The organism is Microbacterium sp. NRRL B-14842, from assembly GCF_050470785.1.
This window is the reverse complement of the sequence record NZ_JBFLUM010000001.1, coordinates 2,982,602-2,997,677: the sequence shown is the minus strand read 5'-3', so window position 1 is coordinate 2,997,677 and position 15,076 is coordinate 2,982,602. Positions and strand designations below refer to the sequence as shown.

At 71.6% G+C, this 15,076-nt stretch carries 11 protein-coding genes; 6 read left to right on the top strand and 5 right to left on the bottom strand.

The window, feature by feature from the left end; translation table 11 throughout:
- Window positions 1–219: 219 nt before the first annotated feature.
- On the top strand, window positions 220–5,418 hold the full coding sequence (locus AB1285_RS14620) for a DUF7507 domain-containing protein (RefSeq protein ID WP_370428152.1): 5,199 nt from the start codon (window positions 220–222) through the stop codon (window positions 5,416–5,418).
- 50 nt (window positions 5,419–5,468) lie between these two features.
- On the opposite strand, the gene AB1285_RS14615 is transcribed toward AB1285_RS14620, so the two are convergent.
- A complete protein-coding gene (locus AB1285_RS14615; protein ID WP_370428151.1) occupies window positions 5,469–7,955 on the bottom strand; it encodes a LuxR C-terminal-related transcriptional regulator in 2,487 nt (828 codons plus the stop codon).
- Window positions 7,956–8,130: 175 nt separating this feature from the next.
- Here AB1285_RS14615 and AB1285_RS14610 point away from each other — a divergent pair, with 175 nt between their 5' ends.
- The 5 genes from AB1285_RS14610 (at window position 8,131) to AB1285_RS14590 (ending at window position 10,372) form a co-directional block, all read left to right on the top strand.
- Complete coding sequence (locus AB1285_RS14610; protein WP_429977483.1) at window positions 8,131–8,661, top strand: ECF transporter S component; 531 nt, start codon at window positions 8,131–8,133, stop codon at window positions 8,659–8,661.
- Window positions 8,662–8,698: 37 nt separating this feature from the next.
- Window positions 8,699–9,094 (top strand): DUF6153 family protein, encoded by a 396-nt coding sequence (locus AB1285_RS14605; protein WP_370428149.1) that lies wholly within the window; start codon window positions 8,699–8,701, stop codon window positions 9,092–9,094.
- Between the two features lie 68 nt (window positions 9,095–9,162).
- Window positions 9,163–9,756 (top strand): DUF305 domain-containing protein, encoded by a 594-nt coding sequence (locus AB1285_RS14600; protein ID WP_268777521.1) that lies wholly within the window; start codon window positions 9,163–9,165, stop codon window positions 9,754–9,756.
- A gap of 101 nt (window positions 9,757–9,857) precedes the next feature.
- Window positions 9,858–10,121: a type II toxin-antitoxin system Phd/YefM family antitoxin gene (locus AB1285_RS14595; protein ID WP_370428148.1), complete on the top strand. Its 264-nt coding sequence runs from the start codon at window positions 9,858–9,860 to the stop codon at window positions 10,119–10,121.
- Complete coding sequence (locus tag AB1285_RS14590; protein WP_268777519.1) at window positions 10,118–10,372, top strand: type II toxin-antitoxin system RelE family toxin; 255 nt, start codon at window positions 10,118–10,120, stop codon at window positions 10,370–10,372. Before AB1285_RS14595 ends, AB1285_RS14590 begins: the two co-directional genes overlap by 4 nt.
- Here the strand turns inward: AB1285_RS14590 and AB1285_RS14585 are convergent.
- From AB1285_RS14585 to AB1285_RS14570, 4 genes are all read right to left on the bottom strand, one after another.
- Window positions 10,369–11,703 (bottom strand): threonine/serine ThrE exporter family protein, encoded by a 1,335-nt coding sequence (locus AB1285_RS14585; RefSeq protein WP_187662908.1) that lies wholly within the window; start codon window positions 11,701–11,703, stop codon window positions 10,369–10,371. The genes AB1285_RS14590 and AB1285_RS14585 overlap by 4 nt on opposite strands.
- A 1-nt stretch (window position 11,704) precedes the next feature.
- Window positions 11,705–13,060: an anaerobic C4-dicarboxylate transporter family protein gene (locus AB1285_RS14580; protein WP_187662909.1), complete on the bottom strand. Its 1,356-nt coding sequence runs from the start codon at window positions 13,058–13,060 to the stop codon at window positions 11,705–11,707.
- Window positions 13,057–13,797: a peptidase E gene (locus AB1285_RS14575; RefSeq protein WP_187662910.1), complete on the bottom strand. Its 741-nt coding sequence runs from the start codon at window positions 13,795–13,797 to the stop codon at window positions 13,057–13,059. Before AB1285_RS14575 ends, AB1285_RS14580 begins: the two co-directional genes overlap by 4 nt.
- Window positions 13,798–13,894: 97 nt before the next feature.
- Window positions 13,895–14,632: an SGNH/GDSL hydrolase family protein gene (locus tag AB1285_RS14570; RefSeq protein ID WP_187662911.1), complete on the bottom strand. Its 738-nt coding sequence runs from the start codon at window positions 14,630–14,632 to the stop codon at window positions 13,895–13,897.
- Window positions 14,633–15,076: the final 444 nt, after the last annotated feature.

The window sequence follows — 15,076 nt, the reverse complement described above, 5'->3', positions numbered from 1 at the left end:
ATCGGGATCCCGGTGCGCCCTCCGGCGTGCCGTCCCGGGGTGAAAAGGAGGGGTGAATTCCCCCGGTTCGGTCGGGGGCCTCCGCGGCAGCCGGGCAGGCTGGCGGAGGCCCGGACCGAGTCCACCCTGCCCGAAAGGGTGCTCGGCGGTCGCCTGAGGGGGCGGGGGCTTCCGTGTGCGCGGATGCGTGCCGGAACGCGATGAATGGGGAGAGCAGTCATGGGATTCCGTGTTGCCCGCAAGGACCGCACGTCCGATGGCCTTCCGCCGGAGCGGCACAGCCGCTGGCGGGGCCGGACGAAGAGGCTGATCGGCGGTGCCGTGAGCACGGCGCTCGTCGCGTCGTCGATGATCGTCGTCGGCGGGACGCTGACCGCCGCGCCTGCCGCCGCGGCAGAGCCGTTCCTCTGCACGCCGGGAGCGGTGTACGTGCAGAGCGCCACCGAGGTGCGCGAGTTCGCCGTGAACGAGCAGGGCGGCACCCTCGGCGCCACGAGCATCGGCCTCGGCCACTCCGACAACGGGCTCGGCCTGTCGGCGGACGGAACGTACGCGTACACGGTGACCAACGTCGGCACGGACAAGGTGCTGGCCAAGCACGACCGTCGGGGCGAGGGAACGACGACCCGAACGCCGTTCACGCTGGGAACCAGCCGCACAGACTCCTCTGTCCTCCGAGGGGCCGTGCATCCCGTCACGGGCGTGTACTACTTCGCCAGCGGCACGCTCGATGGCGCCATCAACCTTTATGCGTGGAACGAGAGCGTCACGCCGCAGACCTACGTGCAGGTAGGCAAGCTGCGCCCGACTACCGGCAGCAGCGCCTTCGGGGCCAACGGCGACATGGCCTTCAGTGCCTCCGGTCAGCTCGTGCTGGTCGCCGACCGATACATCTACTCCGCCGACCTGCCCGCAACGCTCCAGCCCAGCACGGCCACGATCGATGCCAAGCAGGTGCACGACATGGGCGCGGGCGTGCAGGGCAACGGCATCGCGTTCGGGAACCTCGGCCACATCTTCGTCTCGGTGGGGGGGACCAACCCGTACATCGTCGAGGTCGATCTGCCCCGCGGACAGACCGTCAACACCACCTCGCTCGGGTCCTTCTCGCCCACCGACATGGCGAGCTGCACGTTCCCGAACACGCTGACGCTGAAGAAGGATCTCCCCGAAGGCCGTCACGCCGGGACCGACCAGTTCGGGCTCCGCGTGCAGTCGCCGGTCGGCTACCAGGTCGCGCAGACCGACGCCGTCACCCGTGGCGACCGCTCCGGTCTGCAGCCGGACTACGTCGGCCCCGTGTTCACCAACCAGGGGGACACCTTCCGGCTGTCCGAGTCGGCGGCGGGCTCGACCGACCTCACGAAGTACGACGCCTCCCTCGTCTGCCTGCAGGTGAACGCCGACGGCTCGACCACCCCGGTGGCCGTCACCGCCGACGGACAGGTCACCCAGCCGTCCGGCCCGCTCGGCACCGACGTCACGTGCACCTACACGAACGTCCGCCTCGCGCCGGACCTCGCGCTCCGCAAGACCTCCGACCCCGCCGACGGCACCGCCGTGCAGGCCGGCCAGCGACTGACCTACACGGTGCAGGCCGAGAACACCGGCAACACCCGCCTCGACCCGGTCACCGTGACCGACGACCTGTCGAGTGTGCTCGCCAACGCCGAGTACCAGGGCGACGTGGCCACGGCGATCGACGGCGACCCGGTGTCGTCCGGCGCCGCCACCGTCACGGGCGACGACCTCGCCTGGACCGGTGCCCTCGAGCCCGGGCAGGTACTCACGATCACGTACTCCGTCGTCGTCGACGAGGGCGTGGAGGGCGAGCGCATCGCCAACCGCGTCACCGCATCCGGCACGCCGCCCGGGGGTCTGCCTCCGATCACCCCTCCAGCCGTCACCACCGAGCACCCCGTCGCCGGCTTCGAGGTCGCGAAGACCTCCGATCCCGCCGCGGGCACCGTGGTGGAGCCGGGCCAGACCATCGAGTACACCGTCACGGGCACGAACACCGGGGCGACCGTCCTGAACCCGGCGACCGTCACCGACGATCTCTCCGGCGTGCTCGCGAGCGCCGCCTTCAACGACGACATCACGACCACGGTCGGCGGCACCACCGTCACCACGGGCGGCGCGACCCTGACCGGGAACGCCCTCGCCTGGACCGGAACGCTTCAGCCCGGACAGACCGTGACGATCACGTACTCGGTGACCGTGGGCGACGACACCTCCGGCGAGATCCTGCGCAACAGCGTGACCGGATCGGGCACTCCCACCACCCCGAACCCGGGCGACCCGACCGGGCCGCAGGTTCCGGGTGACCTCATCGTCCCGCCGACGGTCACCACCGAGCACCCCGTGATCGGCTCCGGCTTCACGATCTCGAAGTCGGCCGACCCCGCCTCCGGCACGGCCGTGTCCGCCGGTGACACGATCACCTACACGATCACCGGCACCAATACGGGCGACACCGACCTCGATCCCGCGGAGATCGTCGACGACCTGTCGGGCGTGCTCGGCTCCGCCGGCTACAACGACGACGTCACGGCCGACCGCGGCTCCGTGCGGGTCGCCGACGCCACCCTCACCTGGACCGGCGCTATCCCGCGCGGGGAATCGGTCACGATCCGCTACACCGTGACGGTGGACGCGGGTGTCGAGAAGGCCCTGCTGCACAACGTCGTCACCGGATCGGCCACGCCGCAGATCCCGACCGACCCCGCCGACCCCTCCGGGGCGAAGACGCCGGGGACCCCGATCGTCCCGCCGGCGGCGGAGACGGAGCACCCCGTCGTCGACACGGGCTTCGAGGTCACGAAGTCGGCCGACCCGGCCTCCGGCACCGCCGTCCGCGCGGGTGACACGATCACCTACACGGTCTCGGGCGTCAACACCGGCAACACGGTCCTCGACCCCGCGACGATCGTCGACGACCTCTCGGCCGTCCTCGCGAACGCGGAGTACGGCGGCGACGCGAAGGCCTCGTCCGGATCCGTCACGCTCTCCGGCACCACCCTCACCTGGACCGGGACGCTCGCTCCCGGCGACCGCGTCGACATCACCTACACGGTGACGGTGGACGAGGAGGCGACGGGCGTGCTGCTCCGCAACACGGTGTCCGGTGAGGGCACCCCGCTGATCCCGACCGACCCGACCGACCCGGAGAGTCCGACGACGCCGGGCACCCCGGTCGAGACCCCGCCGGCGACGACGGAGCACCCCGTCGCGACCCCCGGGTTCACCGTCACCAAGACGGCCGACCCGGCGACGGGCACGCGCGTCGACCCCGGCACCGTGATCACCTACACCGTGACCGGCCGCAACACGGGCGACACCGTCCTCGACCCCGTCGAGATCGGCGACGACCTGCGCGCGGCGCTGGCCCACGCGGCGTACAACGACGACGTGTCCGCGACCCGCGGCGATGTCCGCGTGGCCGACGGCGCCCTGTCGTGGAACGGCGTGCTGCGCCCCGGCCAGGACGTCGTGATCACCTACTCGGTGACCGTCGACGCCACCGCCGGCGGCGAGACCATCGCGAACACGGCGACGGGAGAGGCGACCCCGCTCATCCCCGCCGACCCGAGCGACCCCGAGAGCCCCACGACTCCCGGCACGCCGATCACGCCGCCGCCGTCAAGCACGGAGCACCCCGTGAACGAGCCCGGCTTCGCGTTCGCCAAGACCGTCGACCCCGCCGCCGGTACCGCTGTCGACCCCGGTGACGTGCTCACCTACACGCTGACCGCGGTCAACACGGGCCAGACGGCGCTCGACCCGGTGACGATCACCGACGACCTGTCCGGCGTGCTGCCGTACGCGACGTTCAACGCGGACGCCGTGGCGAGCATCGCGGGTGCCGCTGCGGCTCCCGCGACCCTGGACGGCACCGAGCTGTCGTGGACGGGGGCGCTCGCGGTCGGCCAGACCGTGACCGTCACCTACTCCGTGACCGTGAGCGCCGACGGCGTCGGCACCGTGATCGAGAACGCGGCGTCCGCGACGGCGACCCCGCCCGGAGGATCCACGATCACGCCGCCGCCCGGTGTCACGACCAACCCGGTCAACGAGCCCGGATTCTCGGTCTCGAAGAGCGTCGACCCGGCTGCGGGCACGGCGGTCGACCCGGGCAGTGTCCTCACCTACACGGTGACCGGCGTGAACACGGGGGAGACGGCTCTCGACCCTGTCACCATCACCGATGACCTCTCCGGTGTCCTGGCGCACGCCGAGTACAACGACGATGCGACCGCGACGATCGGCGGCACGGTGACCACCGCGCCGACGGTGGCCGAGGAGGGGCTGTCGTGGACGGGTGCGCTGCAGGTCGGCGAGACCGTCACGATCACCTACTCGGTGACTGTGCGGGCGGATGCCGGCGGGTCCGTGATCGAGAACTCGGCCTCCGGCTCGGCGACCCCGCCCGGTGGCGTGCCGCCCATCGAGACGCCGCCGGCGACGACCGAGAACCCCGTGAACGAGCCGGGCTTCGAGCTGCACAAGTTCGCCGACCCCGCCTCCGGCACGCGTGTCGACCCGGGCAGCGTCGTCACCTACACGGTGACCGGCGTGAACACGGGGGAGACGGCGCTGGCTCCGGTCCGCATCGTCGACGACCTCTCGGGTGTGCTCGCCCACGCCGCCTACAACGGCGACGCGACGGCGACCCTGAGCGACGGCACCGCCGCGACACCCGTCGTCGCGGGAGATGAGCTCACCTGGACCGGTGACCTCGCGGTCGGCGAGCGCGTCACGATCACCTACTCGGTGACCGTGCACGGCGACGCCGGCGGCGTGATCATCGCGAACACCGTCGAGGGCACGGCGACGCCTCCGGGTGGCGCCGAGCTGACCCCGCCGCCGGTGACGACGGAGAACCCCGTCGGCACCCCGGGCTTCGCGTTCGTCAAGACGTCCGACCCCGCATCCGGCTCCGCCGTCGCGACGGGCAGCGTCGTGACCTACACCCTCACCGGCACCAACACCGGCGAGACGGGTCTGGACGAGGTCGTCGTCACGGACGACCTGGCCGGAGTGCTGCGGCACGCCGACCTCCGCGGCTCGGCGACCGCCACGGTGGGTGACCGTGCGGTGGCCGCGCCGACGATCGACGGCACGACGCTGCGCTGGACCGGCAGCCTCGCGGAAGGGGAGCGCGTCGTGATCACCTATGCGGTGACCGTGCACGCCGACGCGGCGGGAGCGACGCTGCGGAACGCGGCCACGGCGTCGGCCACGCCTCCCGGCGGGGAGACGATCACGCCCCCGACGAGCACGACCGAGAACCCGGTGCTGACGCCGCTCGCCCTCACGGGTGGACAGCTGGCGCCGTGGGTCCTCGGGCTCGCGATCGCCCTCCTGATCGGCGGTGCCGTGCTGCTGCTGGTGCGCCGACGCCGCCTGCAGAGCTAGCGGTTCCGCCGGAGAGCCCCGCCCGTCGTCTGCGACGGGCGGGGCTCTCGTCATCCGCGGAGGAGGCCGTGCCGGGCGGCCTGTTCGAGCGCCTCCGTACGGTTGGCCGCGTCGAGCTTGCGGTAGATGCTGCGGAGCTGCGTCTTCAGGGTGTTCGGCGAGACCTGGAGCTCCGCGGCGATCTCGGGCAGCGGCGCCCCGGTGGTGAGCGCGTGCAGCACCACCTGCTCCCGCGAGGACAGCCTCGGGCGGGCGGCGAACGACGGCAACGCGGATCGGTCGGGCAGCGGCGCGCCGCCGATCGGAGCGAGGTCGGCGCGGACGGCGGCGAAATCCTCGGCGCTGAGCAGCGCCAGCGGGGTGCGCAGTCCGCGGTCGGCGAGCTGGGCGTTCAGCGCCGCGGTCACGGCCTGCGCGGCGGCGGGACTGACCCGGTGGAGGGCGGCACTCTGCACCGCCGCGGCCTCCGCGCGCTCGCGTGAGGTCGTCGGCTCGAGGCGCGTGTGAGAGAGGAGCCGCGCCGCCTCGGGCGCGCGACCGTCGATCAGGGCGACCCTGGCCCGTTCCAGAAGGGTGCCGAAGCGGTCCGCCCCGGCGTCGCGCTGCTTGATGCCGCGCGCGGCGCGGATGTCGCCGAGGGCGAGGTGGAGCAGGATCCGCGGGCGGCTCAGCGCCTGGCGGGCCGGCGGAGAGCCGGCCTCGCGTCCGCGCAGTCGGGCGAACGACTCCAGTCGCTCCAGTCCGCCCGCGGCATCGCCCTCATGCAGCGCGATCCAGGCTTCGACCGTCGCCATCGTCGTCCAGTGCTCGCTCGTCGCCCGGTGCGGGAGGAAGGCGCGCGCGTGGTGCTTGGCTGCGGCGAGGTCGCCGTCCTCGACCGCCAGCATCGCCTCGGCGACGCGGTAGAACGTGCCGCGGTAGCCGTCCAGCTGCGCGGGATCCCACGAGCCGTCGCGGATGATCTCGACATAGTGCCGGGCCTCCGGCAGATCGCCGTTGAGGGCGTGGATCCCGCCGAGGAGGCTGACGGCGTGGAACGCCTTCCCGCTGCCCTGCGACGCCGCGAGGGCGGCGGCCTCGTCGAACAGGCGCACGGCCTGTTCCCGACGGCCGCCGTAGTAGAGCGAGATGCCGAGGTGCGTGCAGAGCAGCGGCATCTCCATCGCGTACTGCTCCCACTGGGACTCGGGTGTCTCGGTGAACAGAGCCAGCGCGCGGGCGGCCACCTGCCCCGCCCTGTCGGGCATCCCGATCACGCGCAGCGCCGCACTCTCGGCAGTCCAGATGAACAGGCGCTCCGTCGGCGAGAGCGTGTTCCGACGGGCGTTCGCGGCGGAGATCGCCATCCGCAGCAGCTGCAGTCCGCGCACCCGCCGGAGCCGGTTGGCATTGAGGCAGATGCCCAGGAGCATGGCCACCAGCGGCTCCTGCTTCAGCCGGGCGAGAGGCAGGTCGCCCAGCAGCGCCACGACCCGGCGACCGTCGTGGTCCAGGAGGTGGCTCCACCCGGACATGATGACGTGGGCCGCGAGGTGGAGGTCGTCCTCCTCCATCGCGAGGCGCAGTCCTTCGAAGGGGGCGCCGCGGCGCAGGGCGCCCTCGATCGCGAGGCGTCGGAGCACGCGGATCTCGGCGGGGAACCGCCGCAGGAGGTCGTGACGCAGCAGGGTGCGGGCCGGCGCGGCGATCGTGAAGGTCCGGCGCCCGGAGTCCGTCGACCATCGGCCGAAGCCGAACGCCTCGGCCTCGTCGAGGGCCGTGCCGATGTCCGGATCGCTGCTGAGGGCCTGCGCCAACGGCAGGTCGACCGTGTCCGTGATGCTGATCCGGATAAGACCCTCCAGGACGCCGGCGCCGAACGTGCCCTCCTCCATGCGGCTGCGGAGGTAGTCGTCGACCGCCGCCGTCGCGACCTCCACGATCGTCGTGCCGTCGGGGGCACGGCCGCGGAGAGCGACGGCACGCACGACCGCCGCGAATCCCTCGGTGGCCGCCCGCACGGCGACGGCGGTGTCCTCGTCCACGTCGAGAGCGCGGCGGATCTCGTCGGTGTCGAACGCGAGGTCTTCCGGAGAGATCAGCGCGGTGTCGATCACGAGGCCGATGCCGTCGCTGTCGAAGGGACTGGGGCGATTCGTGGCGACGATCAGGCGGACGTGCGACGGGACGGCGACCGTGCGGCAGAGGTCGAAGACCGCATCCCGGTCGAGCGCGGCGGCGTCGTCCAGGACGATGACGACAGGCTCCTCGTGATCGCACAGGTAGTGCCCGACGGCGGGCCAGCCGTCCCCGGTGGCCGGATCGGTGCTGCCTGCGCCCGTGTCCGTGTCCGTGCCGCGCAGCACCCGCAGCAGCGCAGATGCCAGTGCCGGGCTCGTCGCCAGGGCCGGTGTGACCGTGAGCCACACGACCCGGGCGGAGCAGGTGAAGGCCCAGCCGACCAGGGCGGTGGTCTTCCCGGAGCCCGCGGCGCCGCGCAGCAGCGTGAGCGGAGCTCCCGCGTCCAGCACCGCGTTCAGCCGCGGACGCCCGATCACGTGCGCGGAAACCCGCGGAAACCTCGTGTCCCCTTGCGCGCCGAAAGCCGGCATCGTCCCTCCCCAGGTACGCATCCCCACCCCTACGATATCCAAACCCGCACGGTGCAGGACGCTGCGGAGCGGGGGCGCCGGGAGTTCTAGGCTCGGAGGAGTGAGTGATCCGATATCGCCCGTGTCCCGCCGTGTGCCGACCAGCGCCCTGCTCGTGAGCGCAGCCCTCGGCGCGGTTCAGGCCCTCGTCTTCCTGGCTGTCGTCCCGGTCACGAGCGTGCTGGCCGCTGCCTCCCCTCCCGCGTATGCCCTGGTCGCGGCCGTGCACACCGCACTGCCCTTCCTCGCCCGCGTCGTCACCCGGGTCCCTGGCATGGCGACGCTGGCCGCCTTCGTGACCGGGGTGCTGACGCTCGCGGTGTCCCCGATCGGGCTGCTCGGGGTGGTGCCGCTCGTCCTCGGCGGCGCGGTCCTCGACCTCGCGCTGCCGTTCCGGCGCGACGCCGCGGTCCGCCCGGGTCGTGTCCTGCTCGCCGGCGCCGTGACCGGGGTGGTGCTCTTCCTCGTGGCCCTCCCGGTGTTCTCCCCGGAGCACCTCGTCCCGCCGGTGCTCATCGCCACGCTGCTCGGCCGGGTGCTCGGGGAGCTCGCTGTGGCGGGAGTCGTCCTCGCCGTCCGCCGGCTGCTGCGTCGCGCGGGCGTCGCCCACTGACTGGGTTCACTATACCCCCACCGGGTATAGTGAACCCATGGCCGGTCGTCGCGTGCTCCAGAGGGCGCTGCTCGTCGTCCTCCTCGTGGGCGGCGTCGTGCTCGGGCTCCTCGGCATGCACGCGCTCGACACGCACGGCACCCCCGGAGCGCACGCGATGGCGGGCCACGCGGCACCGGTGCCCGGGCACCCCTCGGCGTCGGCGGCGCATGCGGTGTCCGTCGCCGAGGCGGCCGTCGTCCCCGACGACTCCGCGGGGGATGGCGGCGCGGCCTGCGTCCTCGCGCTCCTCGGCGGACTGCTCCTGGTGCTGCGCCCCACCCGCGCGGCCGTGATCGCTCCCCTGCTGCGCGCCCTCCGCGTGCGCGCGGGAACCGCCGCCGCCCCTCTCCGTCCCCCCTCACTCCACGACCTCTGCATCAGTCGGACCTGATCGGCGCTGGTGAGCGCCCGGGCTCCGCGACCGCGGACGCCCTTCCGACAGACAGAGATGAGAGAGAAATGAAGAATCGAACCGCTGCCGCCGCCGCCCTCGTGCTGGTCGGAACCCTCGCCCTCGCGGGATGCGCCTCGGCCGCACCTGCAGGACCAGCTGACCACTCCGGTATGGATCACTCCACCTCGGACGCCCCGCTGGCCGGAGCGAACGAGGCCGATGCGATGTTCGCGTCCATGATGATCGTCCATCACGAGCAGGCCGTCGAGATGTCGGACATCGTGCTCGCGAAGGATGACGTCGACCCACGGGTGACCGACCTCGCCGAACGCATCACGGCCGCTCAGGGCCCGGAGATCGAGCAGCTGCAGGGATGGCTCGACGACTGGGGTGCCGAGGCGGGTGACCCCGCCGAGATGGACCACGGTGACGGCATGATGAGCGACGACGACCTCGCCGCGCTCGAAGCCGCCGCGGGCCCGGAGGCGTCCCGGCTGTTCCTGGAGCAGATGATCGCCCACCACGAGGGCGCGGTCGAGATGGCCGAGACGGAGGTCGCGGACGGCGAGAACGCCGACGCGGTCGCCCTCGCGCAGGACATCGTCGACGCGCAGACCGCGGAGATCGCGGAGATGAAGGAGATCCTCGCCACGCTCTGATCGACACCGGGTCCCGCGTCGCCTCCGCGGCGCGGGCCCGTCGCCTTTCTGCGACCTGTCCTTTCCGCGCTGTTCTGTACGTTTCGCACTACTATGGACTCATGAGCGAGATCGCGATCACGGAAGCCCGGGGGCGGCTGGCGTCCATCATCGACGAGGCGCGCAAGGAGCCCGTCTATCTCACCCGACGAAACCTCCCGGTGGCGGCTGTCGTCGATGCCAGCCTGCTGAAGCGACTCCTCGAAGACGCGGAGGAACTGGCCGACATCCGCGCGGTCGATGCCGCTTGGGAGGAGACCGCGCGACTGGCCGAGACGCCGATCCCGTGGGAGGAGGTGAAGCGGGACCTCGGGCTCGTGCCGTGACCTACGACGTCCAGGTCCTGCCTGTCGCCGTGCGGGCGATCCGCAAGCTCCCTCCTGAGGCGAGGCGACGTATCCAGGCCGTCATCGAGCTCCTCTCCGAAGACCCGCGGCCCCCCGCGGCACGCAAGCTCACCGGCCGACCGGAGTGGCGGGTGCGGACGGGGGACTACGGGGTGCTCTACCGGATCGAGGACGGGATCCTGACGGTCGTCGTCGTGCACGCCGGCCACCGTCGCGAGGTGTACCGCTAGCGATCGCGGCGGCGCAGGCGGCGCAGCGGGGCAGACAGGCGGTGCCAGAGCGTCGGCGCGGGCTCTTCGTCCTCCGCGGGCGGCGGGGCGACGGCGAACTGGACGAACTCCTCCGCGCCGTGGTGCACGACGCGGTAGAGCGCCGTGCCGATGAGCACACCCAGGGCGATCGACATGACGGAGACGAGGGCGGCGGTGAAGTCGGCGAGACCGTTGTCGGTCGCCACCGCCTCGGTGAGTCCCACCAGCCCCGCCGCTCCCGGCACCAGCAGCCAGAACGCGGGGAGGAACGTGAGCTGCGACGGGGCCCCGTGGCGCAGCCCGGCGATCCAGAACACGACCGGCGTGACGGCGACCGCGCCGACGAAGCCGCCGACCGCCGGGTCGATGAACTCCGTTCCCGCCCATTGGCCGAGGTAGGCGACGACCAGGGCGAGCAGCACCCACCCGAATGTGGACGGCGGGGAGGAGAAGTGCAGGTAGTTGCCGAGTGCGAACACGAGGATGCCCAGCAGCGGCACCCACCAGGGCAGGTAGGACGAGGAGGCGTCGAGCGCCTCGTACGAGTCGCTCGAGACGCCCACCACCGCGCCCGCGGCGAGGATGCCGAAGGCGAGGAGGGCGAGCTGCACGAACCCGTAGATGAGGCGGGACGCACCGGAGATCATCTGCCCGGCTGCGAGCTCGACCGTCGCCGTGGTGAGCACGCCGCCGGGGAGGAAGGTCACCAGCGGCGCGATCAGCAGCCGGATCGGGTCGCCGATCTCGATCACCTCCGCGAGCAGGAACACCGCGGCGGCGCACACGAAGGCCGCGGCGATGGGCATGACCAGCTGCAGTGTGGGGGAGCGCACGAGCTTGAGCAGGCCGATCCCGAACCCGAGCACGAAGGCGACGAGCGCGCCCTGCCAGGTCGGCGCGAGCAGGAGCGCGAGGCCGGTCGTGAGGATGGCATGCCCGAGCGTGCGGGTGAACCAGCCGAGCCGCGGGCGCATCGCGCCGATCTCGTTGAGCCGCCGGATGCCGTCCAGCGGGTCCACGGCGCCGGTCTTCGCCTGCGCGATGAGGTCGTACAGCGCGGCGATCTGGTCGAAGCGGAACGAGGCGTTCGTGGCCGACCGGAACGCGACCCGCTGCTCCTCCGCGTCCCCCGTCTCCACGATGATGATCGTCGGCAGGACGACGAAGTCGGCGCCGTCTCCCCCCGATGCCGTGGCCACCTCGGCGATCGTGTCCCGGATGCGGTCGACGGACTCCGCCGATGCATTCATGCCCTGAGCCAGTCCCAGGAGGAACTGCCGCAGCGCCGACCGGTCGACGACGTCGGTCATGTCACGTGAACAGGAACGACAGCGCCACCCCGACGACGATCGCCGTGCCGACGTAGACGAGGTTCGGCAGCTGGAACGAGTGGTCGATGACGAACTTGCCCATCTTCGTCGTTCCGGTCTGGTCGAACGCGACCGTCGCCACCTGGCTGCCGTTGGCGGGCAGCGTGTAGATGCCCATCGCCGCCGGCCACAGCCCCACCAGCAGGGAGGCGGGCAGACCGATCGTGATGCCGATCGGGACGATCGCGTTCGTGGCGCTCGATTGGCTGGTCGTGAGCATGGCGACAGCGAAGAGCGCCAGCGCGAACAGCAGAGCGCCGAGGAAGGCGGACGATCCGGAGACGACCGAGCCCAGCCCGTCGACGATGAGGGTCTGGTTCGCGGCGACGAACGTGTTGGCGAGCCAGGCGATGCCGAACAGGGCGATGGCCCCGACGATGCCCGCGGGGAACGTGGACTGCTTCGGCACGTCGGCGGCCTTGACCTTGCAGAACACGAAGATCAGCGCGGCGATGATGCCCATGACGACCTCGATGATCACCGTGACGCTCAGGCGGAGCGGGTCGCCGTCGTCATCGGTGCCGATGACCGGACGGAGGTTCTCGAACAGGCCGAAGAAGACGATCACCGCGACGCCCGCGAGGAACAGCGAGGCCGAGAGCACGGCGGTCGGCGGGAGCTTGTTCTCGTGCGCGTCGACGGTGGGCGGCTTGATCTGCCCCTCCGCCAGGCGCTTCTGGTACTCCGGGTCGTCCTCGAGGTCCTTGCCGTGACGCATCATGACCAGGGCGGCGACGAGCAGGCCCGCGATCGAGGCCGGCCACATGATGAGGAGCAGGCCGCCGAGGTCGACGCCCTGCGGCGCGAGCAGCACGACCATCGATGCGGTGGCCGCGGAGACCGGCGAGCACAGGATGCCGACCTGCGAGGCGACGGCCGAGACCGACAGCGCCCGCTCCGGCCGGATCTTCTGCTGGTAGGAGACGTCGTAGATCACGGGCAGCAGCGGGTAGAAGATGTTGCCGGTCCCCGCGCCGACCGTGAAGAGGAACGACATGGCCGGCGCGAGGAAGACGACGGACTTCGGGCGTTTGCGGATGACCTTCGCGGCCACCGACACCATCCAGTCGATGCCGCCGGCGGCCTGCATGGTCGAGGCCGCGGTGATGACCGTGATGACGATGAACACCGCGTCGACGGGGGCGTTGCCGGGGGCCTCCCCGAACACGAACACGAGCACCGCGACGCCGACGAGGCCCCACACGCCCAGGCCGATCCCGCTCGTGCGGGTGCCCATGAAGATCGCCAGGACGACGACGATGAGCTCGGCGACGAGGATCCAGACGCTGTCGTTCACGACGACGGCCCCTTCACGATCGGCGCCGCCCCGGTGAGGACCTGCACCGGCAGCTCGGTCTCGACGATATTCCCGTCGGCCGCCTCGACCTTCAGCGCCAACGCGTTCTCGACCGGGCTGACCGCCGTGACGAACTCGCTGTTCTCGAAGTGCAACGACTGCAGGTTGCCCACCGCATACCCGGTGGAGAGCTCGCCGCTGAGCAGGGAGGCGTGGAAGAGCGGCCGTCGCTGGTCCTCGGCGTCGTAGTGCGGACAGAAGCTGCCGTGCAGGAACCCGAGGCCCTCGGGGAGCACCTGCAGCGTGGGTCCGTAGCTGTCGGTCGTGCCGCCCTCGAACCAGCAGATGCCGCCCGCGCTGCCTCCCGTGAACACGACGTTCGACGAGGGGTCCTCCCACATCTCGCGCATGATCTCGTCGAGGCCCTGACGCTTCCAGACGTCGAGCATGTTGGCGGTGTTCCCGCCGCCGACGTGGATGACGTCGAAGCCCTTCACGAACCCGGCCAGGTCGTCGACGGCGCGATGGAACAGCGGCAGGTGGTGCGGCGCGCATCTGTCGGAGTCGTACGTGGAGTAGAAGCTCACGATGTAGGCGGTGTCATCGCCGGTCGCGGTGCCGACGAAGAGGACCCGAGGCCGCTCCTTGCCGGTGAGCTTCAGGATGTACTCGTGCGTCGGATCGTTCCGACGTTCCATCATGGCCTTGCCGGCCCCGGTTGCGACGACGTGCGACATGCCCCCACCTCACTGTCGAGTGTGAATGCGCTCAACCTAGCGTCGCGCCGTCACCGCCGTCCAGAGCGGTCACCCTGGCCGGGTGAATCCGCGCCTCTCAGCCGAAGACGCGAGCCGTGCCGACCATGCCTTCCAGGAGGGCGGCTGTGCGGGCGCGCGGTCCCTCCGGCGCGATGCCGAGGACGCGGGCGAGCTCCAGGGCGAGAGCGGCGTGTCCGGCGGCGCTGGGGTGGAAGGGGTCGTTCATGAGGCCCCACGGCATCCCGCCACCGCCCAGCTCCGCGAAGTGCGCGTACTGGTCGACGAGGATCACGTCCTCCGCGGACGCGACCCGACGGACGGCCTCGGCGAAGTCGGCGATCCGCGCCCGCTCCGGCGCGTTGCGGACGTCGATGGCGGGCGGCGTCTGGAGCACCGGGATGGCGCCGATTTCGCGCACCCGGCTCACGAAGTCATGCAGGGAGGCGGCGTAGTCGTCCGGCGAGATCACCGGTCGGGGCCCGCCGTCCGAGGCGTCGTTGGTGCCGACCATGAGGGTGACGACATCCGGCTGCCAGCCCGCGACCCGACGCTCCCAGTCGTCGAGGATGTCGACGATCCGGTTGCCGCTGATCGCGGTGTTGAGCACGATGTCGCGGACGCGCTCGAGCTCGCCCCTGATCAGCTCGTGGAGGTGCTCCTGGTAGCTGCGCCCGCCCTGGGTGTGCACCAGGCCGTGGGTGATCGAGTCGCCGGTGATGACCCAGTTCAGCGGTGCCGGGTCGCGGAGCGCGTCGGCGAGGCGGCGGAGGTCGTCGTCGGCGGTGGCAGGGGAGGCGGAGGGGGCGATCGGCACGTTTCCGAGCTTATCCGGCGTAATGCTCAGGGGCCGTTCCCGTCCTGTTTGCCGAGGGGCGAGGCTGGGCATGTGAGCGCGGACGGGATCCGTGGCCCAGGACGTCGTCGAATCCCCAACCCGACGACGTGGAGAAATCGAGTCCCTCGTGCGGCGGGCTGCTCCCCCGGCCCGCCGCACATCCCCGGGTCTCGGGGCGTTCCGTCGGCCCATTCCGGAACGCCGATATACGCGCGGCTGCGAACACCTGCGATGCGCCGCATGAGGGGTACCGTCGTTGGCGGCCTGTTCGAGGGAGGGGAACCTTGCGGGCCGGGGGAGAGCTCGGCGGCATCGCCGCGGGCGGAGAGAGTGCGACGCCGCGCGGCGTGGAGACACGTGCGGCGTGCATCGTCGCGTTCCGCAATCCTGCGGAACGCGCGTAGTACGTCGGGCCCCGCCGTG

Bases quoted from the DNA above. Each gene is read 5' to 3' on its own strand.
- AB1285_RS14620 (WP_370428152.1), top strand. From the start codon at position 220: ATGGGATTCCGTGTTGCCCGCAAGGACCGCACGTCCGATGGCCTTCCG.
- AB1285_RS14605 (WP_370428149.1), top strand. From the start codon at position 8,699: ATGGCCGGTCGTCGCGTGCTCCAGAGGGCGCTGCTCGTCGTCCTCCTC.
- AB1285_RS14600 (WP_268777521.1), top strand. From the start codon at position 9,163: ATGAAGAATCGAACCGCTGCCGCCGCCGCCCTCGTGCTGGTCGGAACC.
- AB1285_RS14595 (WP_370428148.1), top strand. From the start codon at position 9,858: ATGAGCGAGATCGCGATCACGGAAGCCCGGGGGCGGCTGGCGTCCATC.
- AB1285_RS14585 (WP_187662908.1), bottom strand. From the start codon at position 11,703: ATGACCGACGTCGTCGACCGGTCGGCGCTGCGGCAGTTCCTCCTGGGA.
- AB1285_RS14575 (WP_187662910.1), bottom strand. From the start codon at position 13,797: ATGTCGCACGTCGTCGCAACCGGGGCCGGCAAGGCCATGATGGAACGT.